General features: G+C 70.4%; 21 protein-coding genes and 2 tRNA genes. 8 read left to right on the plus strand and 15 right to left on the minus strand.

The window, feature by feature from the left end:
- Positions 1-771: L,D-transpeptidase (locus DEJ24_RS17040; RefSeq protein WP_181436633.1), on the plus strand; the 771-nt coding region annotated here is incomplete at its 5' end.
- On the opposite strand, the gene DEJ24_RS15685 is transcribed toward DEJ24_RS17040, so the two are convergent.
- Both DEJ24_RS15685 and DEJ24_RS15690 read right to left on the minus strand, forming a co-directional pair.
- Positions 764-1,693 (minus strand): alpha/beta fold hydrolase, encoded by a 930-nt coding sequence (locus DEJ24_RS15685; protein ID WP_111079428.1) that lies wholly within the window; start codon positions 1,691-1,693, stop codon positions 764-766. The two genes, DEJ24_RS17040 and DEJ24_RS15685, sit on opposite strands and share 8 nt — an antisense overlap.
- Positions 1,694-1,765: 72 nt before the next feature.
- Positions 1,766-2,254 (minus strand): peroxiredoxin, encoded by a 489-nt coding sequence (locus DEJ24_RS15690; protein ID WP_110903176.1) that lies wholly within the window; start codon positions 2,252-2,254, stop codon positions 1,766-1,768.
- A 242-nt stretch (positions 2,255-2,496) separates the two neighbouring features.
- Here DEJ24_RS15690 and aceE point away from each other — a divergent pair, with 242 nt between their 5' ends.
- The 6 genes from aceE to DEJ24_RS15720 all read left to right on the plus strand — a co-directional run bounded on the left by aceE (position 2,497) and on the right by DEJ24_RS15720 (position 10,240).
- The gene (gene aceE, locus DEJ24_RS15695) at positions 2,497-5,241 is read left to right on the plus strand and encodes a pyruvate dehydrogenase (acetyl-transferring), homodimeric type (protein WP_111079430.1); all 2,745 of its coding nucleotides are present in this window, start codon (positions 2,497-2,499) and stop codon (positions 5,239-5,241) included.
- Positions 5,242-5,251: 10 nt separating this feature from the next.
- The gene (locus tag DEJ24_RS15700; RefSeq protein ID WP_111079468.1) at positions 5,252-6,475 is read left to right on the plus strand and encodes a CdaR family transcriptional regulator; all 1,224 of its coding nucleotides are present in this window, start codon (positions 5,252-5,254) and stop codon (positions 6,473-6,475) included.
- Between the two features lie 79 nt (positions 6,476-6,554).
- Positions 6,555-7,499: an ACP S-malonyltransferase gene (locus DEJ24_RS15705; protein ID WP_111079432.1), complete on the plus strand. Its 945-nt coding sequence runs from the start codon at positions 6,555-6,557 to the stop codon at positions 7,497-7,499.
- Positions 7,496-8,575 carry a beta-ketoacyl-ACP synthase III gene (locus DEJ24_RS15710; RefSeq protein WP_111079434.1) on the plus strand — a complete coding sequence of 360 codons (1,080 nt, stop codon included), beginning with the start codon at positions 7,496-7,498 and terminating at the stop codon, positions 8,573-8,575. Before DEJ24_RS15705 ends, DEJ24_RS15710 begins: the two co-directional genes overlap by 4 nt.
- Positions 8,576-8,658: 83 nt before the next feature.
- Entirely contained in the window at positions 8,659-8,907 is a 249-nt protein-coding gene (locus DEJ24_RS15715; protein WP_058741348.1) for an acyl carrier protein, read from the plus strand.
- A gap of 88 nt (positions 8,908-8,995) precedes the next feature.
- The gene (locus DEJ24_RS15720; RefSeq protein WP_111079436.1) at positions 8,996-10,240 is read left to right on the plus strand and encodes a beta-ketoacyl synthase; all 1,245 of its coding nucleotides are present in this window, start codon (positions 8,996-8,998) and stop codon (positions 10,238-10,240) included.
- 328 nt (positions 10,241-10,568) lie between these two features.
- Here DEJ24_RS15720 and DEJ24_RS15725 read toward each other — a convergent pair whose 3' ends face one another.
- The 5 genes from DEJ24_RS15725 to DEJ24_RS15745 form a co-directional block, all read right to left on the minus strand.
- Positions 10,569-11,069, minus strand: coding sequence for a DUF3145 domain-containing protein (locus DEJ24_RS15725; RefSeq protein ID WP_375334716.1), 501 nt, complete (start codon positions 11,067-11,069; stop codon positions 10,569-10,571).
- 197 nt (positions 11,070-11,266) lie between these two features.
- Complete coding sequence (locus DEJ24_RS15730) at positions 11,267-12,337, minus strand: AI-2E family transporter (RefSeq protein ID WP_258374859.1); 1,071 nt, start codon at positions 12,335-12,337, stop codon at positions 11,267-11,269.
- 64 nt (positions 12,338-12,401) lie between these two features.
- Positions 12,402-12,476, minus strand: a tRNA-Ile gene (locus DEJ24_RS15735).
- Positions 12,467-13,699, minus strand: a complete 1,233-nt coding sequence (locus DEJ24_RS15740) for a glycosyltransferase (protein ID WP_111079440.1) — start codon at positions 13,697-13,699, stop codon at positions 12,467-12,469. Before DEJ24_RS15740 ends, DEJ24_RS15735 begins: the two co-directional genes overlap by 10 nt.
- A gap of 194 nt (positions 13,700-13,893) precedes the next feature.
- Entirely contained in the window at positions 13,894-14,808 is a 915-nt protein-coding gene (locus tag DEJ24_RS15745) for a DMT family transporter (RefSeq protein WP_181436634.1), read from the minus strand.
- Positions 14,809-14,847: 39 nt separating this feature from the next.
- On the opposite strand from DEJ24_RS15745, the gene def reads away from it, so the two are divergent.
- Positions 14,848-15,423, plus strand: a complete 576-nt coding sequence (def, locus tag DEJ24_RS15750) for a peptide deformylase (protein WP_111079442.1) — start codon at positions 14,848-14,850, stop codon at positions 15,421-15,423.
- A gap of 11 nt (positions 15,424-15,434) precedes the next feature.
- Here def and DEJ24_RS15755 read toward each other — a convergent pair whose 3' ends face one another.
- The 8 genes from DEJ24_RS15755 to DEJ24_RS15790 form a co-directional block, all read right to left on the minus strand.
- Positions 15,435-15,956: a hypothetical protein gene (locus tag DEJ24_RS15755; RefSeq protein ID WP_111079444.1), complete on the minus strand. Its 522-nt coding sequence runs from the start codon at positions 15,954-15,956 to the stop codon at positions 15,435-15,437.
- 183 nt (positions 15,957-16,139) lie between these two features.
- Positions 16,140-16,212 (minus strand) — tRNA-Asn (locus DEJ24_RS15760).
- Between the two features lie 99 nt (positions 16,213-16,311).
- On the minus strand, positions 16,312-17,223 hold the full coding sequence (locus DEJ24_RS15765; protein WP_375334717.1) for a D-isomer specific 2-hydroxyacid dehydrogenase family protein: 912 nt from the start codon (positions 17,221-17,223) through the stop codon (positions 16,312-16,314).
- A 143-nt stretch (positions 17,224-17,366) separates the two neighbouring features.
- Complete coding sequence (locus DEJ24_RS15770) at positions 17,367-18,242, minus strand: ATP-binding cassette domain-containing protein (RefSeq protein ID WP_111079448.1); 876 nt, start codon at positions 18,240-18,242, stop codon at positions 17,367-17,369.
- 143 nt (positions 18,243-18,385) lie between these two features.
- Positions 18,386-20,092 carry an ABC transporter ATP-binding protein gene (locus tag DEJ24_RS15775; protein ID WP_111079450.1) on the minus strand — a complete coding sequence of 569 codons (1,707 nt, stop codon included), beginning with the start codon at positions 20,090-20,092 and terminating at the stop codon, positions 18,386-18,388.
- Complete coding sequence (locus tag DEJ24_RS15780) at positions 20,089-21,087, minus strand: ABC transporter permease (protein ID WP_111079452.1); 999 nt, start codon at positions 21,085-21,087, stop codon at positions 20,089-20,091. The genes DEJ24_RS15775 and DEJ24_RS15780 overlap by 4 nt, the downstream gene beginning before the upstream one ends.
- Before the next feature lie 2 nt (positions 21,088-21,089).
- On the minus strand, positions 21,090-22,187 hold the full coding sequence (locus tag DEJ24_RS15785) for an ABC transporter permease (protein ID WP_111079454.1): 1,098 nt from the start codon (positions 22,185-22,187) through the stop codon (positions 21,090-21,092).
- Between the two features lie 71 nt (positions 22,188-22,258).
- Positions 22,259-23,878 carry an ABC transporter substrate-binding protein gene (locus DEJ24_RS15790; protein ID WP_111079456.1) on the minus strand — a complete coding sequence of 540 codons (1,620 nt, stop codon included), beginning with the start codon at positions 23,876-23,878 and terminating at the stop codon, positions 22,259-22,261.
- Positions 23,879-23,986 lie beyond the last annotated feature (108 nt).

Genomic DNA, 23,986 nt, shown 5'->3' on the forward strand with positions numbered 1-23,986 from the left:
ACCCCGTCCCGTACGCCGCTCCCCGCCGTCCCCGACCGCCCGTCGGACGAGGCCCTCGCCGCACTCCCCCTGGCGTTCCACGACGCCGTGATCGGTCAGCTCCTCGACGGCTCGCAGGTCGACGCCCGGAACCAGTGGACCACCGCGACCCCGAAGGCACCGCTGGTCCCGCTCTACGCCGCGCCCGACGCGGACGCCGCTCCGGTCGCGACGCTGTCCTCGTCGGTGTCGACGATCAACACACCGACCGCGACCGCTGTCTGGGGTCGATCGGCCGGCGAGGACGGCGGCATGGTCCTCGTCTCGACGCCGTCCCGGAACCGGACGCCGGGCGACGGCGGGGTCGCCGAGGCGCCGAGTTCGACGTTCGCCTGGGCCCGCGCTGCCGACTTCACGCTCGCGGGCACCGACCGGGAGGTCCGGGTCGACAACGCGACCGGCACGATCGCGATCGTGCACCGCGACGGCACGGTCGAGACGAGCGAGACCGCACGCCTCGGCACCCCGGACGATCCGACGCCGGCGGCCACGAAGACCTACATGGAGGCGAACTACGTCGACCCGCAGGTCCCGTACACGCAGGGGCACCCGATCGCGCTGACCGGGGCGCACTCGTCGAAGCTCGCCGGGTACGGCGGCAACGCGGCCCTCACCGCGCTGCACTTCTACCCGGACCCGACCGGGTCGTCGCACGGCTGCGTCCGCATCACCGCCGCGATGACGGACGCACTCGCGGAGCTGCCGATCGGGACGCCGATCGAGTTCAGCTGAGCAGTTCGCGGACCACCGCGTCGGGACGTTCGACGTGCGCGAAATGCCCGCAGTCCTCCAGGAGGACCGTGCGGACGTCCGGCAGGACACGACGGAGACGCGCGAGGTCGTCCACCCGCGCGAACACGTCCTGCCGTCCCGCGAGCGCGACGACGGGGCACCGGACCTCCGACCACCGTCGGGTGTCGTAGCGGGCGGCCGCGCGGGCCGCGCCGAGGAACCCGGCCGGCCGGAACTCCGCGACGAACGCCTGCAGCACGCTCGGGTCCAGCCGACGGACGGCGGCGAACACCGGCCCCGCGAGCAGCGGGAGCAGTCCGATCCGGGCAAGTCCGCGCAGGAGGCCGTGCGCGGCTCCCCGGGTCACCGCCAGCCCGGCACGCAGCAGCGTGAAGGCCGGCAGGGTCCGCAGTGCCCGGACCGGCCGGCGCGACGCGGCCGCGGTGGCGAAGGTCGTGCCGGAGACGAGGCCGAGGGAGCGCACCCGTTCCGGCCAGGTCACCGCGAGGTGGAGGCCCACGAAGGCCCCCATGGAGTGGCCGACGACGTCGACCTGGTCGAGGCCGAGTGCGTCGAGCACCTCGACGAGCACCTGCGACGACTCGTCGACGTCGAGCGCCACGGCCGGAGCCGGTGAGGATCCCCAGCCGGGCAGGTCGACGAGGACGAGTCCGCGGCCGGCGATGCCCGCCGCGGCCGTGAGGAGCGGGGTCCACGTGGTCCACGAGCCGGCGACGCCGTGCAGGAACAGCAGTGGGCGGGGTCCGGGGCGGTGGTGGACCACCGTCGGGCCGGCGATCGTCGACACGGTCGTCGTGGTGAGGCCCCATCGTGCGGGGTCGTCGACGACGGGGTACGGCGCGTAGACGTCCGCGTGCGCGGTCCCCACCTGTGGGACCGCGCCGGTGTCGATGACGGGCACCGTGCCTCCAGTCCGACGTCTGGTGACGTCACCCGGAGTTCGGAACCGACGCCGTCGAGGAAGGGTCGAGGCTCAGCCGACGGCGACCGGCGCGGCGCACGCGGCCAGTCGGTCGAGCGCTGCCCGGTACTCGGTCACGTCGCGAGCGACGCCGGGCTCGGTGATGATCGATGCCTTGATGCGACCGTTCACGTCGATGACGAAGGTCGCGCGGGTCGCGAAGCCCTTCTTCTCGAGGAACACGCCGTACTCCTTCGAGACAGCACCGTGCGGCCAGAAGTCCGCGAGCAGCTCGAAGTCGTAGCCGTTGACCTGCGCGAACGACCGCAGCGTCGCCTTGGAGTCGACCGAGATGCCGATCAGCTCGATGCGCTGGTCCTGGAACATCGCGATGTTGTCCTGCAGGGTGCAGAGCTCGTCCGTGCAGGTGGACGAGAACGCGAGGGGGAAGAAGACGAGTGCGACCGGGCGGTGGCCACGGTGGTCGCTGAGTCGGACGTGCTCACCGAACTGGTTCGGGAGCTCGAAGTCCGGCGCGAGTGAGCCGATCTCCAGAGCCATCGTTGAGGTGCTTCTCTCCCAGGGCGTTGGGTGTGCCCTACGGTTCCACACGTCCACCGGTCGCGGACGCACGGTCGGCCATGCTACGCCGACGCCCTCCGAACGCAAGTGCCGTCCGCCCTGCGTCGCGGTCAGCGGGACCGTCGGTGCGGGGGCCTAGAGTGGATGCGGCCCGTCCCCGGTCGTGACCCGACCACCGACGGCTCGACATTCCACCACCACGAGAACGAACGAGGTCAACGGTGACGGTGAACGACCAGGACCCGCGCAGCACCGCAGGAACGGACCAGGACCCGGAGGAGACCGCCGAATGGCGTGAGTCCCTCGACGGCCTCGTCCAGGCGCACGGACACCAGCGGGCTCGCGAGATCATGCAGAGCCTGTTGAAGCGCTCGAACGAGCTGCACCTCGGTGTGCCCATGGTCCCGACGACCGACTACGTCAACACGATCGCGCCGGAGGACGAGCCCGAGTTCCCCGGCGACGAAGAGCTCGAGCGTCGCTACCGCCGCTGGATCCGCTGGAACGCGGCCATCACGGTGCACCGCGCGCAGCGCCCCGGCATCTCGGTCGGTGGGCACATCTCGACGTACGCGTCGAGCGCCGCCATGTACGAGGTCGGCTACAACCACTTCTTCCGTGCGCAGGACCACCCGTCCGGCGGCGACCAGGTCTTCTTCCAGGGCCACGCCTCCCCCGGCATGTACGCCCGTGCCTACATGGAAGGGCGCCTCAGCGAGGACCAGCTCGACGGTTTCCGTCAGGAGAAGTCCCACGCCGGCGGCGGGCTGTCGTCCTACCCGCACCCTCGCCTCATGCCGCACTTCTGGCAGTTCCCGACCGTGTCGATGGGCATCGGCCCGATCAACGCGATCTACCAGGCACAGCAGGCCAAGTACCTGTCGAACCGCGGCATCAAGGACGCCATGGACCAGCAGGTCTGGGCGTTCCTCGGCGACGGCGAGATGGACGAGGTCGAGTCCCGCGGCCAGCTCCAGGTCGCGGCCAACGACGGCCTCGACAACCTGAACTTCGTCATCAACTGCAACCTCCAACGCCTCGACGGCCCGGTGCGCGGCAACGGCAAGATCATCCAGGAACTCGAGGCGTTCTTCCGCGGCGCGGGCTGGAACGTCATCAAGGTCGTCTGGGGCCGCGAGTGGGACGACCTGCTCGCCCGGGACACCGACGGCGCACTGCTCAACCTCATGAACGCGACGCCGGACGGCGACTACCAGACGTACAAGGCCGAGAACGGCGCCTACGTCCGCGAGAACTTCTTCGGGCGCGACCCGAAGGCGCTCGAGCTGGTCGAGGGCTACTCCGACGACCAGATCTGGAACCTCAAGCGCGGTGGCCACGACTACCGCAAGGTCTACGCGGCGTTCAAGGCCGCCAGTGAGCACAAGGGCCAGCCGACCGTCATCCTGGCGAAGACGGTCAAGGGCTACGGCCTCGGCCCGAGCTTCGAGGGCCGCAACGCGACCCACCAGATGAAGAAGCTCACGCTCGACAACCTCAAGCAGTTCCGCGACGAGATGCGCATCCCGATCACGGACGCGCAGCTCGAGGAGAACCCGTACACGCCGCCGTACTACCACCCGGGCAACGACGACGAGGCGATCCAGTACATGCACGAGCGTCGCCGTGAACTCGGTGGCTACGTGCCGGAACGTCGCACGAAGTACACGCAGGTCAACCTGCCCGACGAGTCGAAGTACCAGGTCGTGAAGAAGGGCTCCGGCAAGCAGGAGGTCGCCACGACGATGGCGTTCGCCCGTCTGCTGAAGGACCTGCTCCGCTCGCCCGACTTCGGCAACCGGGTCGTCCCGATCATCCCGGACGAAGCGCGCACGTTCGGCATGGACGCGTACTTCCCGACCGCGAAGATCTACAACCCGAACGGCCAGCACTACACGTCGGTCGACCGAGAGCTCCTCCTGGCGTACAAGGAGAGCCCGCAGGGACAGATCATCCACGTCGGCATCAACGAGGCCGGTGCCCTCGCAGCCTTCACCGCCGTCGGCACGTCGTACTCGACGCAGGGCGAGCCGCTCATCCCGGTCTACGTCTTCTACTCGATGTTCGGCTTCCAGCGCACCGGCGACGCCATCTGGGCCGCCGGCGACCAGATGACCCGTGGGTTCATGATCGGTGCCACCGCCGGTCGCACCACCCTGACGGGAGAGGGCCTGCAGCACGCGGACGGCCACTCGCCGCTCCTCGCCGCGTCGAACCCGGCGGTCGTGTCGTACGACCCCGCGTACGGGTACGAGATCGGGCACATCGTCCGGACCGGGCTCGAGCGCATGTACGGCACGAACGAGGACGGGACCCCGTCGCACGACGACCCCAACGTCATGTACTACCTGACGGTCTACAACGAGCCGCTCGTGCAGCCGGCCGAGCCGGAGGGCGTCGACGTCGACGGCATCGTCAAGGGCATGTACCTGCTCAAGTCGAGCGAGCACGACGGCCCGAAGGCCCAGCTGCTCGCATCCGGCGTGGCCGTGCCGTGGATCCTCGAGGCGCAGCAGCTCCTCGCCGAGGACTGGGGCGTGTCGGCCGACGTGTGGAGCGTCACCAGCTGGGGCGAGCTCTACCGCGACGGTGTGGCCGCCGAGCAGCACGCGTTCCTCAACCCGAACGAGCAGGCGCGCACCCCGTACGTGACCGAGCGTCTGCTCGGCACCGAGGGCCCGGTCGTCGCGGTCAGCGACTTCATGCACGCCGTGCAGGAGCAGATCCGTCCGTTCGTCCCGACCGACTACGCCACGCTCGGCGCCGACGGGTTCGGCTTCTCGGACACCCGTGCGGCAGCCCGCCGCTTCTTCCACATCGACGGCCCGTCGGTCGTCGTGCGGACGCTGCAGCAGCTGGTCCGTCAGGGCAAGCTCGACGCCTCGGTGGTGCAGCAGGCGATCGACAAGTACCGTCTGCACGACGTGACCGCCGGGACGACGGGCAACGCGGGCGGCGAGAGCTGACCCGCTGGTGATGGCACCACGCGCCGACACCGCCGGAGCGAGAGAGGACGACCGGGCACGGGCGCTCTCCTGGCTCCGGCAGGTGTCGGGCGAGCTCTCGACCGCCACGATCAAGCGCCTGGAGGACACGCTCCCCTGGTACAGCGAGATGCCGCCCGGACGCCGTTCGGCGGTCGGCATGGTGGCTCAGGCCGGCATCACGTCCTTCATCTCGTGGCTCGAGGGCAGCGCGTCGACGCCGTGGATCGCGGCAGCCGACGTGTTCGGTTCGGCACCGCGGGAGCTCCTCCGCTCGGTGAGCCTGCAGCAGACCCTGCAGCTCATCCGTGTCGTCGTCACCGTCGTCGAGGAACGTGCCGCCGACGACGAGATGCTCCAGGAGGCGATCCTCAAGTACTCGCGCGACATCGCCTTCGCCGCCGCTGACGTCTACGCCCGCGCCGCCGAGGCCCGCGGCCTCTGGGACGCCCGTCTCGAAGCCCTCGTGGTCGACTCGATCCTGTCAGGCGAGTACGACGACGAGCTGCCCTCGCGGATCGCCGCGCTCGGCTGGCACGGACACGGTGAGGTCGCGGTGCTCGTCGGTACCGCACCGCGGCAGCTCGAGGTGGACCAGGTCCGTCGGACGGCCCGACACCAGGACGCGGACGTGCTGATCGGCGTCCAGGGCTCCCGGCTCGTCGTGGTCATCGGCCGGGCCACCCCGCGTGACGACGTTCCCGAGGGCGAGGAGCCCGTCTCGTTCATGTCGATCGCGCAAGAGCTGGAACCGCTGTTCGGCGAGGGTCACCTCGTGCTCGGCAACGAGGTACCCGGGGTGGTCGACGCCTCGACCAGCGCCAAAGCCGCACTCGCGGGCTTCGCCGTCGCACGTGCGTGGCGTGGCGCACCCCGTCCGGCCCTCGCCGACGACCTGCTCCCGGAGCGCGCACTCGCCGGCGACCCGCTCGCCCGGTCGGCGCTCGTGCAACGGATCTACATCCCGCTGAAGGACCAGTCGACCGAGCTCCTCCAGACGCTCTGGTGCTACCTGGACACCGGGCGCTCGCTCGAAGCCACCGCGCGTGAGCTCTTCGTGCACCCGAACACCGTGCGCTACCGGCTGCGCCGTGTCGCCGACGTCATCGGATGGGACGCCACCCACGCCCGCGACGCCCTCATCGTGCAGTCGGCGCTCATCCTCGGCGCGATGTCCGAGTCGGCGTCCACCCGCCGTCGTCCGACTCGCCGGTAGGGGTTCCTACAAGGCTTCCGCGGAATCCGTGTGGGGAGTCCACACGGGTGCGGGGAACCCCGACCGGGAGGATTGTGCGGTGATCGTCGTCGTCGCGCCCGGACAGGGCTCCCAGACCCCCGGATTCCTCGCCCCCTGGCTCGAGGCCTCCGCCGTCCGTGACCGAGTCGGGCAGTGGTCCGAGGCGATCGGCGTCGACCTGGCCGAACACGGCACGAACTCCGACGCCGACACCATCAAGGACACCGCGCTGGCGCAGCCGCTCATCGTGGCCGCCGGGCTCGTGACCGCCGACGCACTCCTCGCCGACGGCCGTCGTGCCCTGGTCGGTGGGGTCGCCGGTCACTCGGTGGGCGAGTTCACCGCTGCCGCCGTCGCCGGGGTCCTCACGCCGAGCGACGCCGTCTCGCTGGTCGCCGAGCGTGGCCGGGCGATGGCGGCCGCCGCCGCACTCGAGCCGACCTCGATGGCCGCCGTCCTCGGCGGCGACGCCGACCAACTCAGCGCCGCACTCGAGTCCCTCGGGCTCACCGCCGCGAACCACAACGGCGGCGGGCAGACCGTGGTCGCCGGTTCCGCGGACGCCATCGCCCGTCTGGCCGAGCAGCCACCCGCAAAGGCCCGGGTCATCCCGCTCGCGGTCGCGGGAGCGTTCCACACCCGCTTCATGGCCACCGCGGTCGACCGGGTCGCCCCCGTCGCCGCCGCTGTCGCCGTGCAGGACCCGACCCTGCCGCTCTGGACCAACGCCGACGGCTCCCGGGTCGAGGACGGCCGTCACTTCGTCGACCTCATGGTCCGCCAGATCGCCAGCCCCGTGCACTGGGACGCCGTGATGACCTCGTTCCAGCAGGCCGGCGTCACCGGCATCATCGAGCTCGCTCCCGCCGGTGCGCTCGTCGGTCTGGCGAAGCGTGGACTCCGTGGCACGCCGACCGTGGCGATCAAGACGCCGGACGACCTGCCCGCCGCGGTCGAGCTGCTCCAGAGCGCCGCCGCCGACACCACCGAGGGCACGCGATGACCGACACGAGCAGCACCGCCGACGCCGGCACGACCGACGCCCGCAGCACCGACGCGCCCACGGGCCTCCCGTCCGGCGACCGCCCGGTCCTCGCCCAGCGGCGTGGCCACGAGTTCACCCGCATCCTCGCCTTCGGTGCCGCGCGCGGCGAGAACGCGGTCCCGAACGAGGACCTGATCGGCCCGATCGACTCCTCCGACGAGTGGATCCGCCAGCGCACCGGCATCCTGACCCGGATGCGAGCCGGAGGCGACGTCGAAGCGGTGGACCTGGCCGAGACGGCCGCACGCGAGGCGATCGCGAAGTCCGGCCTGACGTCCGACCAGATCGGTGTCGTGCTCGTCGCGACCGTGACGCACTCGGTCGCCACGCCGTCGCTGGCCTCGCTGCTCGCCGAGCGGATCGGTGCCACCCCGGCCGCCGCGTACGACATCAGCGCCGCGTGCGCCGGGTACGCGTACGGCATCGCCCAGGCCGACTCGTTCATCAAGTCCGGCATCGCCGACCACGTGCTCGTCATCGGCGCCGAGAAGCTCAGCGACGTCGTCGACCCGACCGACCGATCGATCTCGTTCCTCCTCGGGGACGGGGCGGGGGCGGCGGTCGTCGGTCCGAGCGAGTTCGCCGGCATCGGCCCGAGCATCTGGGGCTCCGACGGCTCGAAGTGGGATGCGATCGGCATGACCGCGACCTACAAGGAGTGGGCCGCGGGCGCGCCCCGCCCGACCATGCGTCAGGCCGGTCAGACGGTGTTCCGCTGGGCGGTCTGGGAGATGGTCAAGGTCGCTCGTCAGGCACTCGAGGCCGCCGGTGTCCGTGCCGACCAGCTCTCGGCGTTCGTGCCGCACCAGGCGAACATCCGGATCATCGACGAGTTCGCGAAGCAGCTCGGCATCCCGGACACGGTGGCCATCGCGCGCGACATCACCACCACCGGCAACACCTCCGCCGCGAGCATCCCGCTCGCCACGCACCGCCTGCTCTCCGAGCACCCGGAACTGTCGGGCGGACTCGCCCTCCAGATCGGCTTCGGCGCCGGACTCGTGTTCGGCGCGCAGGTGGTCGTCCTCCCCTAGTCCCACGCGCCTCCGGGCGCGGGCAGTGCCCGTGCCCTAGGCTGTCCCACGGTCAAACGACACCCCCCTCAAGGAGAACACTCATGGCCCTGTCCAACGAAGAAGTCCTCGCCGGCCTGGCCGAGCTGATCAACGACGAGACCGGTATCGCTACCGACACCGTCGCCGCAGACAAGTCGTTCACCGACGACCTCGACATCGACTCCATCTCGATGATGACCATCGTCGTGAACGCCGAAGAGAAGTTCGACGTCAAGATCCCCGACGAAGAGGTCAAGAACCTCAAGACCGTCGGCGACGCCGTCGACTTCATCGTCAAGGCCCAGGCCTGAAACGAGCTTCCTGAGCGCCGCGGGCCGCTGACCCTCGAGTCATGGCCTGCGGCGCTCGTCTTGTCCCTCGCAGAAAGAACCGTCGTTCATGACCAAGAGAACCGTCGTCGTCACCGGGATCGGTGCGATCAGTCCCCTCGCTGCGACCGCCAAGGAATCCTGGGCGGCGCTGCTCGCCGGCGAGTCCGGTGTCACCCGCATCGAAGACCCGCGCTACGCCGAGTTGGAGCTCCCCGTCGAGTTCGCCGGCCAGGCGCGCCGCTTCGTCACCGACCAGCTCACCCGCCCCGAGTCGAAGCGCCTGGACCCCTCGTCGCAGCTGTCGCTCATCGCCGCACGTGAGGCCTGGGCCGACGCCGGCATCGACGCCGAGACCGTCGTCCCGGAGCGTCTCATCGTCGACTGGGCCACCGGCATCGGCGGCGTCAACACGCTGCTCGACGCGTGGGACACCCTGCGTGAGCGCGGCCCCCGTCGTGTCCTGCCGATGACCGTCCCGATGCTCATGGCGAACGGTCCCGCCGCCGCCATCGAGATGGAGTTCGGCGCCCGCGGTGGGGCCCGCACCTACCTGTCCGCGTGCGCCTCGAGCACCGAGTCGCTCGCCGAGGCGTACCGCCACGTCGCGTTCGGCGATGCAGACATCGTGATCGCCGGTGGCGCCGAGGCCGCGCTGCACCCGCTGCCGCTGGCCGCGTTCGCCGCGATGCAGGCGCTGTCCCGCCGGAACGACTCCCCCGAGACCGCCTCCCGTCCCTACGACGTCACACGCGACGGCTTCGTGCTGGCCGACGGTGCCGCTGCGCTGATCCTCGAGACCAAGGAGCACGCCGAGGCCCGCGGTGCGCACATCTACGCCGAGGTCGCCGGGTCCGGCATCACCTCGGACGCGTTCCACATCACCGCACCGGACCCCGAGGGTTCCGCGGCCGCCCGTGCCGTCATCATGGCCCTCGAGCACGCCGATGCCAGCCGCGAGGACGTCGCGCACGTCAACGCCCACGCGACCTCAACCCCGGTCGGCGACGTGGCCGAGTACCACGCCATGCGTCGTGTCTTCGGCGACCACCTCGACTCCGTCGTCGTGTCCGCCACGAAGGCGTCGACCGGGCACCTGCTCGGTGGGGCCGGCGCGATCGAGGCGGTCTTCACCGTCCTCGCGCTCGAGAACCGGGTCGCCCCGCCGACGATCAACCTCACGGAGCAGGACCCGGAGATCGTGATGGACGTCGCGACCGCGCCGCGCGACCTGCCCCAGGGGGACCTGCTCGCAGTGAGCAACTCGTTCGGCTTCGGCGGGCACAACGCCGTGGTGGCCTTCCGTTCGGTCTGATCCACACGTTCCGGCCCGGAGGCCCGTCTCGCGTCGCGGGGCGGGCCTCCCGTTCGTCTGGGCCGGCCGGGCTCTGCGGGCGCACGCCGTGCGGTCACGACACCCCGCCCACCTCCCGCCGACCGGTCACCAACCGTCGGTCTGGAGGCCCGCAACCGACAGAACGTGACCGCTCGGCGACAGGGGCCGGGCGCGTCCACTCCGGCGCAAACACCCCGGCGCACCCCACCCAGCGCACCCCACCCAGCGCATCCACCCAGCGCACGCCCGGAACGCCGAACGCCGCCCCGGAGGACGGCGTTCGGTGTGACGGGAGGAACGTGGACACTCAGCCGACGCGGTGCAGCCAGACGACGGGGTTGCCCTCGGCAGCGTGACGGAAGGGCTCGAGCTCGTCGTCCCAGGCCTGCCCGAGCGCGAGCCGGAGCTCCCGGTGCAGCTCGAGGGCGTTGCTGCCGGCGATCTCCATCGCGTAGCGGATGCGGTCCTCGGGGACCACCATGTTGCCGGTGACGTCGGTCTGCGCGTAGAAGACGCCGAGGTCGGGCGTGTGCATCCAGCGTCCGCCGTCGGAGTCGGTCGTCGCGTCCTCGGTGACCTCGAAGCGCAGGTGCTCCCACCCGCGGAGCGCAGAGGCGATCGCCGCACCGGACCCGATCGGCCCGGACCAGGTGAACTCGGTGCGTCGCGAACCGTCGAGTGCGGGCTGGTCGAGCCACGAGAAGTTCACGGCGCGGTTCATCGCGCGACCTGCTGCCCATTCGACGTGCGGGCAGAGCGCGCGTGGTGAGGAGTGCACGTAGAGCACTCCTGACGTTGTCCCAGTCACGATTCCTCCAATCGTCAGGTGCGACTTCCCCATCGACCTGTACAGCGGAGGACCCGTTCGGGACCATCGGTATGCGATTGTGATGTCCCGGAGGACACGCTCATCATGACAGGTGCCGACTGGGAACGGCAACCATCTGCACCATGTCCGTGGAGAATCGCACGCCCCGAACCACGGAGCAGGCCGGACCGAGCGTGCTAGGAGAGCTCCTGGCGCGGGTAGATGACCTTCTGCACGATGATGATCACCGACGCCGCTGCCGGCACCGCGACGAGGGCGCCGAGCACCCCGCCGATCGTGGCACCGGCGACCGCGGCGATGACCACGAGCGCACCCGGCACCTGGACGGCCCGCGACATGATGCGCGGCGAGATGATGTAGGCCTCGACCTGCATGTAGACGAGGTAGTAGATCGCTGCGGCCAGCGCCGTCGCGGGTGACGCGAAGAAGCAGAGCAGCGAGATGAGGACGGCCGCACCGAGCGTCCCGACGAGCGGAATGAGCGAGCCGAGGAACGCGAAGGACGCCAGCAGCACCGGCAGCGGTGCCCCGATGACGAGCAGCCAGATGATGCTGAGCACACCGTTGATGCCGGCCTGCGTGATCTGTCCGACCACGTACCGGCCGACGGACGAGGTCACCTGCTCGCTCACCTCGACGAAGTTGTCGCGGCGTGAGGCCGGGACGAAGCGGTAGACCATCGTCTTCAGGCTGCGCATCGAGGCGAGGAAGTAGAGCATCAGGATGATGACGATGAGCGCACCGGTCAGTCCCGACAGGATGCCGGTGCCGACCGCCAGGATCCCGCCGCCGAGGCTGAGCAGGTTGCCCGGGTTCTCGACGAACTTCTGCGCGGATTCGAGTGCGTGGTCGACGTCGAACGAGCCCTCGAACTGCCGCGCCAGGTCCTGCACCCACCCCTGCTCCGAGATGTCCCCGACGATCTCCGGGAAGTTCTGCACCAGGTTGGTGGCCTGGTTCACCAGGATCGGCACGATCGCGAAGACGACGCCGACGAAGGCCCCGAGCACGACGATGACCACGATGAGGATCGCCGCCCAACGCGGGATGTACCGCTCGAGCAGGGTGACGAGCGGGTCGAGGCCGAGTGCGATGAACAGCGCCACGCCGATGTACACGAGCACCGTGCTCAGCTCGTGGACGAGCGAGCCGGCCAGCAGCGCGACGAGCACCCCGATCGCACCCATGAACCCGATGCGGAAGGCGTTCACGCGCACGCCCGTGCCCGCCCGGCTCACCTCGAACATCACGTTCGGGGTGGGCGCGTGACTCGTGTCTTCGGGAGGGCGCTTCTTGGACGGCAGGTGCACGTAGGGCGGGCGGGACTTGAACCCGCGAATCGTTCGGTTATGAGCCGACTGCCTTGACCAGCTTGGCTACCGCCCCTCGGGGGCCGAGGCCACCGGCTCCCCACGATACAGCGCCTCGAACGTCGAGAGCGTGCGGTTGATGTCGTGTGCCTCGATCATGGTGAGGCTGCGCTGCCGCATGTCCTGGTACTCGGCGTCCGGCGCGGTCAGCACCGAGGTGAGCTTCGCCGCGAGGTCGTGCTCGTCGCCCGGGGTGAACAGGTACCCGTTGCCGTCGATCAGGTGCGGCAGCGCCATCGAGTCCGCCGCCACGACGGGCAGACCGGAGGCCATCGCCTCGAGCGACGAGATGCTCTGCAGTTCCGCGGTGGACGGCATCACGAAGACGGACCCCTCGGTCAGCGTCCGGAGCTTCACCTCGTCGGGCACGAACCCGAGGAACCGGACCCGGTCCTCGACCCCGAGCTCCTCCGCGAGGGCGGTCAGCTTCGGGATCATGTCGCCGTCGCCGACGATCGTGAAGCGGGCGTCGAGCGAGGCGGGCAGCAGCGGGAGGGCCCGGACCATGACGTCGAGGTTCTTCTCCGGCGCGACCCGGCCGACGAAGACGATGTCGTTGACCACGGCACGCCCGGTCGCCGGCGTGTAGCGGGAGGCGTCGATCCCGCACGAGATCGCGAGCACCGGCTGCCCGGCGATGGCGTCACGCAGGTAGTCGGCGGCGAGCTCGGTCGGTGTGGTGATCGCTTCGGCCAACCGGTAGGTCTTCGCCGCGTCCGCCCAGGCGATCTTCAGCGCGAGCGGCGTCGTGCGCTTGCCGAACGGCGTGTACTCGAGCAGGTTCTCCGGCATGAAGTGGTTCGTGCCGATGATCCGGATCCCCCGGTCGTGCGCTTCGCGGGCGACACCGCGGCCGACGACGATGTGCGACTGGATGTGCACGACGTCGGGCTGCAGCGCCGCGATGATCGGCGCGGTGTGCTTGCGGACCGTCCAGGGCCAGGCGAAGCGGTACCACTCGTGGGCGGGCCACCGGTACGAGGCCAGGCGGTGCACCGTGAGCGTCACGCCCCGGTACTCCTCGTCGAACGACCCGGCGTGCCACCGGTTCCAGGACGGGGCGATGACGTGCACCTCGTGCCCACGCGCGGCGAGGCCGAGGGCGAGCTCCTCGGTGAAGGTCGCGGCACCGTTCACGTCGGGCGCGAAGGTGTCGGCGGCGATGAGCACCCGCAGCGGCCGTCGCCCTCCGGTGGCGGCCGTGGTGTCGGTCGTCTCGGTCGTGGCGTCTGCTGACACGGCGGGGGTCGTCCTCTCGTCGCGAACGCCGGCGCGCGTGGTCGTCGTACGCCGGTCTGGTCGGTTCGGAACGCTACCGCACCCCTCTGGCCGCCCGCCTCAGCCGCGCGGCGGACCCGCGTCATCCCCCGGTACGGCACCGAGCGTCGGACGCGGGCAGGGAGACGGGCGGGAGGCGCGCCTCCCGTCCGGCGTCACCGTCGCGAGTCGGGGTGGTGCTTCGCCAGGAGGAACACCCCGGTGATCGCGATCGCACCGGCGACGAGGAAGCCGATCCCGGCACCGACGGGAGCGCCGGCGGCCTCGTCCAGGACGATGACACCGATCCCGACGGCGACGATCGGGTCGACGACCGTCAGGCCCGCGATCACGAGGTCGGCCGAACCGCTCGAGTAGGCGTTCTGCACGAAGTACGCGCCGACGGCCGAGGCGACGACGACCCCGACGATGGCGAAGGCGGTGACCCAGTCGAAGGTGCCGTTGACGATGCGGTTCAGCGTGACCTTCGCCAGGGTGGCGACGAAGCCGTAGAGGATGCCCGCGCCGATGATGTAGTACAGCGCGTTGCGCCGCTTGGCGACCAGACGGAACGAGATCACCACGAGCGTCAGGACGACCGCCAGGACCACCAGCACCGTGATGAGCTGCCCGCGGCCGATCGGGCTCTCGCGGCCGTAGAGCGCGGCGATGAGCACGAACAGCCCGACGCCACCGATGCACGTCCACACGGCACGGCGAGCCCGGGTGCCGAGCGGGACGCCCGAGCTCCGCGACGAGAACCACGTCGTGACCACGAGGGCCACGGCACCGAGGGGCTGCACGACGATGAGCGGCGCGTAGGTGATGCTCACGAGCTGGAGCACGATCGCAGCACCGAGCATCAGCGTGCCGAGCACCCAGTTGCCGCTGCCGAGGAGCGCGAGGACGTGGCGGACCGACAACCCCTTCGACTGCTGCCCGAGACGCGCCTCCACCCGCTGCACCCCGCGGCTCTGGAACTGCGCGCCGAGCGACAGGAACACGGCGCCGACGAGGGCGACGGGGATCATGAGCGCCTGGAACGGGGTCAGGTTCTGCACCACGTCGGGGATCGGCAGGTCCGGTGTCACGGGTCGAGGCTATCCGACGCGCGCAGATACCCTGGTTGCATGGCCGTCCTCCCGATCCGGATCACCGGTGAACCCGTCCTGCACACCCCCGCGACCGAGGTGACCGTCTTCGACGACGACCTGCGCACACTCGTGGCCGACATGTTCGAGACGATGGACCTGGCGCCGGGCGTCGGGCTCGCCGGTCCGCAGGTCGGGGTCGGCCAGCGGTTGTTCGTCTACTCGTGGACCGACGACGACGACGTGCTCTGGCGTGGCGTCGCGATCAACCCGGTGCTGTGGACCACTCCCCCGGTGCCGGAGTCGATCGAGGAACTCGACGAGGACGACGAGTCCGAGGGGTGCCTGTCCGTGCCCGGAGAACGGTTCCCGCTCCGCCGTTCCGGGTCCGCGCTGCTGCGGGCCGTCGACGAGCACGGCGAGCCGTTCGAGATCGAGGCGCACGGCTGGCTCGCCCGCGTGTTCCAGCACGAGTACGACCACCTCGACGGCGTCCTGTACGCGGACCGGCTGGTCCACCCGTACGCCAAGCAGGTGCAGAAGGCGATCCGCAAGGCCAGCTGGGGTGGCCCGGGTCAGTCGTGGCTGCCGGGGCGCGACCACCCCGAGGGCTGACCGCAGCAGCGTCAGCCGCGGTGCGCGTCCAGTGCGTCCCGGAGTCGCGCCATGTCCGGATGTCCCGGGCAGTACCGCTCGAGTCCGGCGGCCAGGTGTTCCTGCTCGGCGGTCTCGACCGCCGAGCGCCACGGCCCGGTCCCACTGACCGCGCAGCCCGCGGCGAGTTCCTCGAGCGTGGCGTCTCCCTGAGCGGCGTCGAGTGCGGACTGCTGCTGTGCCGACGGGACCGTGCCCGTGATCGGGGCGGCCGTGCACGAGGTGCGCCGGTCCTGCCACACAGCGGACGAGGTCGTGTAGGTCTGGACCTCCGGACCGTCACCGACGGTGCAGGTGATCGCGAAGACGATCGGCGAGGTGCCGGTCGGAGCGGAGGACCCTGACGGCGTCGTGGCCGCTGTGGCCGCCGACCCGCTGGCGGCTTCGGCGCGCGCCTCGGTCTCGGTCGACGAGCACCCGGTGAGCGCGGTGGCAGCGGCTCCGAGCGCGAGCACGGCGACGAGCGTCGCGGAGCGTCGAGGTCGGAGGAGCACCTGTGGACGTTAACAGGTTCCGCCGGCACCTCGGCTGTGGAAGCGCACCACGACGCCCGGGAAACGCGGACACTCTGGCCCGGGCCGCGCGGCAACACGAGCGCCAGGAGTACCAAGGAACAGGAGCGCAGGGCACGCGGTAGGAACGAAAAGGCCCTCACCCCGGAGGGTGAGGGCCTGTCGCTCCCCGAGTTGGACTCGAACCAACAACCTGCCGGTTAACAGCCGGCTGCTCTGCCAATTGAGCTATCGAGGATCACTGTCCGCTTGAACAGCAGGTGAAACTGTAGCAGACCCCCGAGTGGCACCGGGACATCGGCTGTGCATCCCGGGCGTGGCGTCCGGGACCGGCGGATCAGTACCCCGCGGCCGGGTCCACGACGCCCACGAACCCCGTGCCGTCACCGTCGAGGAACGCCCGCACGTTCGTGCCGACCCGCTCGGCCAGGAGCGGTGCGACCATCTCCGGGGTGTCCGCCTGGTGCGGCGTGATGAGCGCGCCCGGCTCGCTCCACAGCGGGTGTCCGTCCGGCAGCGGCTCCGGGTCGGTCACGTCGAGTCCGGCCGCGGTGATCGCGCCGGAGCGCAGCGCGTCCACGAGGGCGTCGGTGTCGACGAGTCCCCCGCGGGCGATGTTCACCAGACGGGCGTGGTCGGGCATGATCGCGAACTGGTGCGCGCCGAGCAGCTTCGACGTGTCCGGGGTCATCGCCGCGGCGACCACGACCACGTCGGCGTCCGGCAGGACGGAGTCGAGCTGGTCCGTGGTGACGGTCCGCGCTGCCCCGGGCACAGCCTCCGACGACCGGCGGACGACGGTCACGCGGACGTCGAACGGCGCCACGAGCCGCAGGTACTCGAGCGCGATCCCGCCCGCGCCGATGAGCACCACGTGCCGCCCGTACAGCGACATGCCCTCGGGCTCCCGGGACCAGGTGGCGGTCCGGGCGCGCTTCTGCAGCACGCGGAGCGTCGCGAGGGTCAGGGCCAGCGCGTGCTCGGCGACCGGTTCCGCGTAGGCGCCCTTGGCCGAGGTGAAGAGCACGCGGTCGCCGTGCTCGGCGATCAGGTGCGCGAAGGCGTCGACGCCCGCGAACGGCAGCTGCACCCAGGTCACCCCGGGCGTGGTCGTCAAGGCGTCCTGCAGGCCGTCCGGATCGCCGGCGTCGAGCCACACGATGCCGCGGGTGTCGTCGCCCAGGTCGGCCAGGCTGCCGCCGGCGCGGCGCACCGCGTCCTCGTGCAGTGCGGTCGACGTCGGCAGGATCGTCACCGACCCGGGCGTCGGGATGCCGACCGGCAAGGGTCGCCCGGCGTCGGTCACCACCGCGCGGTGACCCCGTGCCTGCTGCTCGCCGGCGCCTGTCGCACCGCTCGTGCCCGTCGCACCGCTCTTGTCTGTCGCACCGCTCATGCCTGCCGCACTCCTCCGCGGCCGGCCGTGGCCGGCTTGCGCTTCACCGGTCGCGACGCCGTCGCCGCGAGTGTCCTGACGTACGGGTCCAACGGGTTGTCGAGGACCTCGTCGAAGGTGCCGAGCCCGACGAGTCGTCCCCCGCTCATGACCGCGACCCGGTCCGCCAACGCCCGTGCTTCACGGAGGTCGCTCGAGACGACGATCGCGGCGAACTGGCGGTGCCGCTGGAGGCTGGCCAGGGCCTCCAGGACGGACTGGCGGACGAGCACGTCGACGCCGCGCGCGGGTTCGTCCGCGACGAGCAGCTCCGGCTCGAGGACGAGCGCACGGGCCAGGGCGACGCGCTGGCGCTGCCCGCTGGACAGCTCCCACGTGTTGAGCCGGAGCACACCGAGCGGCAGGTGGACCGCGTCGACCAGACGGGCGACGATGAGTCCGGCTTCCTTCCGGTCGAACCGGCGGTCGCGGGCGTAGATCGGTTCGGCGATCGCCTCGCCGACGAGCAGGTCCGGACGCAGCCGGTCCGCGCCGTCCTGCGGCAGGTAGCCGATCTGCCCGGTCAGGCGGGTGTAGCGCCGCGAGGACTGCCGGAGCCGACGTGTCGGCTGGCCGAGCACGCTGAGCTCCCCGCCGACGATCCGACGACGGTGCGCGCCCTCCCCCTCGCCGTGCGTCCCGAGCTGTCCGGCGACGGCGGCGGCGAAGGTGGACTTCCCGGAGCCGGACTCGCCGAGCACCGCGAGGATCTCACCCCACCCGAGCGTCAGGCTCACGCCGTCGACCGCGCGGATCGGGTTCTTCACCGGCCCGCCCCGGTACTCGATGCTGACGTCGTCCGCGACGACGGCCGGACCGTTCTCCCCGGTCATGGAACCCCTTCTCCTGCCGCGCGCGCCCTGCCGCGGTCCACACCGGACGGGAGGCCCGGACCACTCGTCCGCGCGACGTGCGTCGCGGACGTGGCCGGGCCTCCTGGCTGGTCGGGGTGCACCCGACGGTGTGTCACCGTCGGTCAGGCCCCGGCCTGCTCCAGTCGCTCCAGCGTACGCCGTCGCTCCGCCTGCTCCGTCGGGTCCGGCACCGGCAGCGAGGCGAGCAGCCGCCGCGTGTACGGGTGCTGCGGGGCGCCGAGCACCTCGGCCGTGGTGCCGGTCTCGACCAGGTCACCGCGGTACAGCACGGCGATCCGGTCGGACAGTGCACCCACGACGGCCAGGTCGTGGCTGATGAACAGCGACGCGAAGCCGAAGTCCTGCTGGAGCTCGAGGAACAGCTCCAGCACGCGCGCCTGGACCGACACGTCGAGCGCGCTCGTCGGCTCGTCGGCGATGAGCAGCTTCGGCCGGAGCGCCAGCGACCGCGCGAGCGAGGCACGCTGCCGCTGTCCGCCGGAGAGCTCGTGCGGGTACCGGTCGCCGTACGCGGCGGGCAGCTGCACGGCCTCCATCAGCTCGTCCACCTGCTTGCGCGCGGCACGGGGCGACGAGGCGACCCCGTGCACGACGAGCGGCTCGGCGACGCACTCGGCGATCGTCAGCAGCGGGTTGAAGGAGGTCGCCGGGTCCTGGAAGACGAACCCGATGTCCTTCCGCAGCCGCTTGAAGTCGCGCTCCTTGTACCCGAGCATCTCGGTGCCGAGGACGTTGAGCGAGCCACCGGTGATCTTCGTCAGGCCGGCGATGGCGCGACCGATGGTGGTCTTGCCCGAGCCGGACTCCCCCACCAGGCCGAGGACCTCACCGGGCCGGATCGCCAGGTCGACGCCCTTGACCGCGCGGAACGCGGGCGAGCCGAGCCGCCCCGGGTACTCGATCTCGAGCCCCTTCGCGGACACGACCGGCTCGACGTCCTCGGTGATGAGGGCACGACGGGCGACGCCGGTCGATGCCTCGAGCCGGGGCACGGCGGCGAGGAGGCGCTTCGTGTAGTCGGCCTGCGGTGCGGCGAAGAGCTGCTCCACGGGGGCTTCCTCGACGACCTCGCCCTGGTACATCACGGCGACGCGGTCGGCCAGGTCGGCGACGACGCCCATGTTGTGCGTGATGATGACGATCGCCGCGCCGAACTCGTCGCGGCACCGGCGGAGCAGGTCGAGGATCTCGGCCTGCACCGTCACGTCGAGGGCGGTGGTCGGCTCGTCGGCGATGATGACGCTCGGCTCGAGGGCGAGTGCGCTCGCGATGACGACGCGCTGCTTCTGTCCGCCGGAGAACTGGTGCGGGTAGTGGTCGACGCGCGTCTCCGGGTCGGGGATGCCGACGCGACGCAGGTAGTCGATCGCCTTCGCGCGGGCCTCCTTCTTGGAGACACCACCGTGTGCGCGCAGCCCCTCGGCGATCTGCCACCCGACGGTGAAGACCGGGTTCAGTGCGGTCGACGGCTCCTGGAAGACCATGGCACCGGCGGTGCCGCGCAGCTCACGCAGCTTCTGCGACCCGACTGCCACGACGTCGGTGCCGTCGAGCAGGACCGCGCCGCCGAGCGTCGCGGTCTCGGGCATCAGCCGGAGCATGCTCCGCGCCGTGACCGACTTGCCCGAGCCGGACTCGCCGACCAGCGCGAGGACCTCGCCGGGGCGGACGTCGATGCTGACGCCCTTGACCGCGTCGACGGCGCCGCCGTCGGTCGCGAAGGTCACCGTGAGGTCGTCGACGACGACCACCGGGTCGGCCGCGGTGCGGCCCGTGTCGGACGGGAGGCCCGTGGTGCTGCCGGTCATGCTGCTGCCCCTTCCGCGTTGGTCGCCTTGTCGCGCGTGGAGACCAGCTGCTTCAACCGCCGGCGTGCGCGCAGGCGGGGATCGGAGATGTCGTTGAGGCTCTCGCCGATGAACGTCACACCGAGGACGAGCAGCACGATCGCGATGCCCGGGAAGACGCCGGTCCACCAGACGCCGCTCGCGACGTCGGACAGTGCACGGCTGAGGTCGTAGCCCCACTCGGCGCCCTGGGTCGGGCCGATACCGAACCCGAGGAAGCCGAGGCCGGCCAAGGTGAGCACCGCGTCGCTCGCGTTCAGGGTGAGGATCAACGGCAGCGACCGGGTCGAGTTCCGCAGCACGTGCCGCGTCATGATGCGCCACGGGTTCGTGCCGATGACCCGGGCCGACTCGACGAAGGCGTCGTTCTTCAGGCGCACGGCCTCGGCACGGACCACCCGGAAGTACTGCGGGATGTAGACGACGGTGATCGAGATCGCCGCCGCCGTGATGCCGCCCCAGTAGGTCGACCGGCCGCCGGAGACCACGATCGAGACGACGATCGCGAGCAGCAGCGACGGGAACGCGTAGATCGCGTCGGCGACGACCACGAGCACGCGGTCGAGCCAGCCGCCGATGTACCCGGAGACCATTCCGAGCACGACGCCGATCGCGATGGAGACCACCACCGCGACGATGACGACGAGCACCGCGGTGCGCGCGCCGTAGATGACGCGACTGAACACGTCGAGGCCGCCGACGGTGGTACCCCAGATGTGCTCGGCGCTCGGGGCACCGGTGCGGGGGAAGTTCACGCCGTCGGCACCCTGCTGGTCACCGAAGCCGTAGGGCGCGATGAGCGGGGCGAAGACCGCGACGAGCAGGTAGAGGGCGCAGATGACCACGCCGACGATGAGCATGGCGCGCTGCCATCCGGTGCTCCGACGGAGCTGGACGACGACGGGCAGCCGCTTCCACAGCGGCTCGTGGCGGTCGACGAGGGTGATGTCGGACATCGTCAGAACCTCACTCTCGGGTCGATGAGCGCCGCGACGACGTCGACGACGAAGTTCGTGACGGCGACGATCACCGCCAGCATCGCGACGATGCCCTGCACGGCGACGAAGTCACGGGCGGACAGGTACTGGTTGAGCTCGAACCCGAGCCCCCGCCAGCCGAAGGTGGTCTCGGTGAGCACCGAGCCGCCGAGCAGCATCGCGATCTGCAGGCCCATCACGGTGATGATCGGCACGAGCGCCGGACGGAACGCGTGCGTCCGGACGAGCCGGGACTCGCGCACACCCCGGGAACGGGCGGCGTCGACGTACTCGGACCCGAGGGAGCCGATCATGTTCGCCCGCACCAGGCGGAGGAAGATGCCGGCGGTCAGCAGGCCGAGCGTCAGCGCCGGCAGGACCGCGTGCTGCAGGACGTCGCTGATGATCTGGGCGTTGCCGGTGCGGATCGCGTCGATGAGGAACACCCCGGTGGGGTTCTCGATCCGGTCCAGGATGAGTTGCACCCGGGTCGAGGCCCGGTCGCCGAGCGGCAGCCATCCGAGCCACACCGAGAAGACGAGCTTGAGCAGCAGGCCACCGAAGAACACCGGCGTCGCGTACGTCAGGATCGCGAGGGCACGGAGCAGCACGTCGGGCCACTTGTCGCGGAGGTACGCGGCGAGCATGCCGAGCGGGATGCCGAGCACCAGGGCGACGATGAGGGCGTAGAACACCAGCTCGGCCGTCGCGCCGCCGTACTGCAGGATGATCTCGGTCACCGGGCGGTTGTCGGTGACGGACGAGCCGAAGTCGCCGCGGACGATCTGCCCGAGGTACTCGATGTACTGGACGATCACCGGGCGGTCGTAGCCCGCGGCGTGCAGGCGTTCCTGCAGCTGCGTGGGCGTGAGCCGCCCGCCGACCGAGGCGGTGATCGGGTTCCCGACGACACGCATCAGGAAGAAGACCAGTGTCACCAGGATGAACACGGTCGGGAAGATCAGGAGGAAGCGGATGAGGATGTACCGGCCGAGTCCGCCGCCCTGTCCCTTGGCACGTCGCTGTGCCTGGGGTTTCGTGGGCTCGGTCTCGATCGCCTCTGGGTTCGTGAGGGTCACGGGGTCTGTGCCTTTCGCATGACGCCGAGAGGGGGCGCTCCTCGTGGGAGCGCCCCCTTCCGTGCGTCTGGTTACTTGGTGATGGTCCCGTAGCGGAACTTGAAGGACGCGTCGAGGGTGACACCCTTGACGTCCTTGCCGGCCACGGCGACCGACTTGCCCTGCAGGAGCGGCAGGGTCGAGATCTGCTCGGCCTCACGCTGCTGGGCCTTCTCGATGATCGCGGCACGCTTGTCGGCGTCCGACTCTTCCTGCTCGTCGGCGATCAGACCCTGGATGGTCGGGTCGTCGTAGTGGTTCTGCACGAAGTTGTCCTTCGTGAAGAACGGCGAGAGGTAGTTGTCGGCGTCCGAGAAGTCCGGGAACCAACCGAGCTGGTACAGCGGGTAGGCGTCCTTCGTGCGCTCCACGGCGTAGGTCGTGTAGACCGTCGACTGGATGTTCACGGTGAACAGGCCGGAGTCCTCGAGCTGGGTCTTCAGCGTGGCGTACTCGTCGTCCGAGGCCGAGCCGTAGTGGTCCGGCGAGTACTGGATGTCGAGCTCGATCTTGCCCGAGACACCGGCGTCGGCCAGCGTCTTCTTGGCCTTGTCGACGTCCGGCGCACCGTTGCCGTCACCGTAGAGCGACTTGAACGGCGTCGCGGCACCGGTCAGACCGTCCGGCACCATCGAGTAGACGGGCGTGTAGGTGTCGTTGTAGACCTCCTTGGCGAGCTCGTCACGGTCGACGACGTCCGCGACGGCCTGGCGCACGGCCAGTGCCTTCGCGTCGTCGGCGTCGCTCTGGCCGGTGCCGAAGGGCTGCGTCTTGAAGTTGAAGACCACGTAGCGGATCTCGCCGCCGGGGCCGTCGATGACCTGCAGCTTCGAGTCCTTGCGGAGCGAGGAGATGTCGGTCGGGGTCAGGGAGCGGTACGCCACGTCGACGTCGCCCTTCTGGACCGCGAGCTTCAGGTCGGTCTCCTTGGTGAAGTACTGGGCGGTGACGTCCTTGGTCTTCGCCTTGTCGAGGACACCGTCGTACTTGTCGTTCGCCTCGTACGCGATCAGGTCGTTCTCCTTGTAGGAGGTGATCTTGTACTGGCCGGCGAAGGCGTTGCCCTTGACGATGTCGTCCGCGCTGGTGAGCTTCGTCGCCGAGAACACGTCCTCGTCGACGATCGGACCGGCGGGGCTGGAGAGCACCTGCGGCCAGGTCTGGTCGGCGTGGTCGAGGTGGAAGACGACCGTCGTGGCGTCCGGCGTGTCGATGCTCTTGAGGTTCGCGAGCAGCGACCACGGGCCGTTGTCGTTCTTGATCTTCAGGTCACGCTCGAACGAGAACTTCACGTCGCTCGAGGTGAGCTTGTTGCCGTTCGCGAACTCGAGGCCCTTCTTCAGGGTGACCTCGTACGTGGTCGGGTCGGTGAACTCCGCCTTCGTGGCGATGTCCGGCTCGACGTCCGGGCTGCCCGTCGGGGTGTTCATGAGGAACGGGAACACCTGGTTCTGCACGGCGAACGAGCCGTTGTCGTACGAGCCGGCCGGGTCGAGCGACGTGATCTTGTCGGTCGTGCCGATGATCAGGCCGTCGAGGTCGCCGGAGCCACCGCTGGTGCCGCCTGCGCAGCCGGTGAGGACGAGCGCGGTCGCCGCGGCGCCGGCGCCGAGTGCGAGGGTGCGCTTGCCCCATTTGGAAACGGATGCCATGTCCGATTGCCTCTCTGATGTGGTTGCAGGAGTCCTGGGACCGAGTGGAACGGGCTGTGTCCGGTCGCAGGGACGTTCAATGGTCACACCCTGCCAGACATCAGGAGG

Origin of the sequence: Curtobacterium sp. MCPF17_001, from assembly GCF_003234615.1 — a bacterium.
Lineage (GTDB): Bacteria > Actinomycetota > Actinomycetes > Actinomycetales > Microbacteriaceae > Curtobacterium.

What these genes read in the sequence shown, in the direction of transcription:
- DEJ24_RS15720 (WP_111079436.1), top strand. Translation starts at nt 8,996, where the DNA reads ATGACCAAGAGAACCGTCGTCGTCACCGGGATCGGTGCGATCAGTCCC.
- DEJ24_RS15715 (WP_058741348.1), top strand. Translation starts at nt 8,659, where the DNA reads ATGGCCCTGTCCAACGAAGAAGTCCTCGCCGGCCTGGCCGAGCTGATC.
- DEJ24_RS15710 (WP_111079434.1), top strand. Translation starts at nt 7,496, where the DNA reads ATGACCGACACGAGCAGCACCGCCGACGCCGGCACGACCGACGCCCGC.
- def (WP_111079442.1), top strand. Translation starts at nt 14,848, where the DNA reads ATGGCCGTCCTCCCGATCCGGATCACCGGTGAACCCGTCCTGCACACC.
- DEJ24_RS15730 (WP_258374859.1), bottom strand. Translation starts at nt 12,337, where the DNA reads ATGTTCGAGGTGAGCCGGGCGGGCACGGGCGTGCGCGTGAACGCCTTC.
- DEJ24_RS15770 (WP_111079448.1), bottom strand. Translation starts at nt 18,242, where the DNA reads ATGACCGGGGAGAACGGTCCGGCCGTCGTCGCGGACGACGTCAGCATC.
- DEJ24_RS15690 (WP_110903176.1), bottom strand. Translation starts at nt 2,254, where the DNA reads ATGGCTCTGGAGATCGGCTCACTCGCGCCGGACTTCGAGCTCCCGAAC.
- DEJ24_RS15790 (WP_111079456.1), bottom strand. Translation starts at nt 23,878, where the DNA reads ATGGCATCCGTTTCCAAATGGGGCAAGCGCACCCTCGCACTCGGCGCC.
- DEJ24_RS15700 (WP_111079468.1), top strand. Translation starts at nt 5,252, where the DNA reads ATGGCACCACGCGCCGACACCGCCGGAGCGAGAGAGGACGACCGGGCA.
- DEJ24_RS15775 (WP_111079450.1), bottom strand. Translation starts at nt 20,092, where the DNA reads ATGACCGGCAGCACCACGGGCCTCCCGTCCGACACGGGCCGCACCGCG.
- DEJ24_RS15780 (WP_111079452.1), bottom strand. Translation starts at nt 21,087, where the DNA reads ATGTCCGACATCACCCTCGTCGACCGCCACGAGCCGCTGTGGAAGCGG.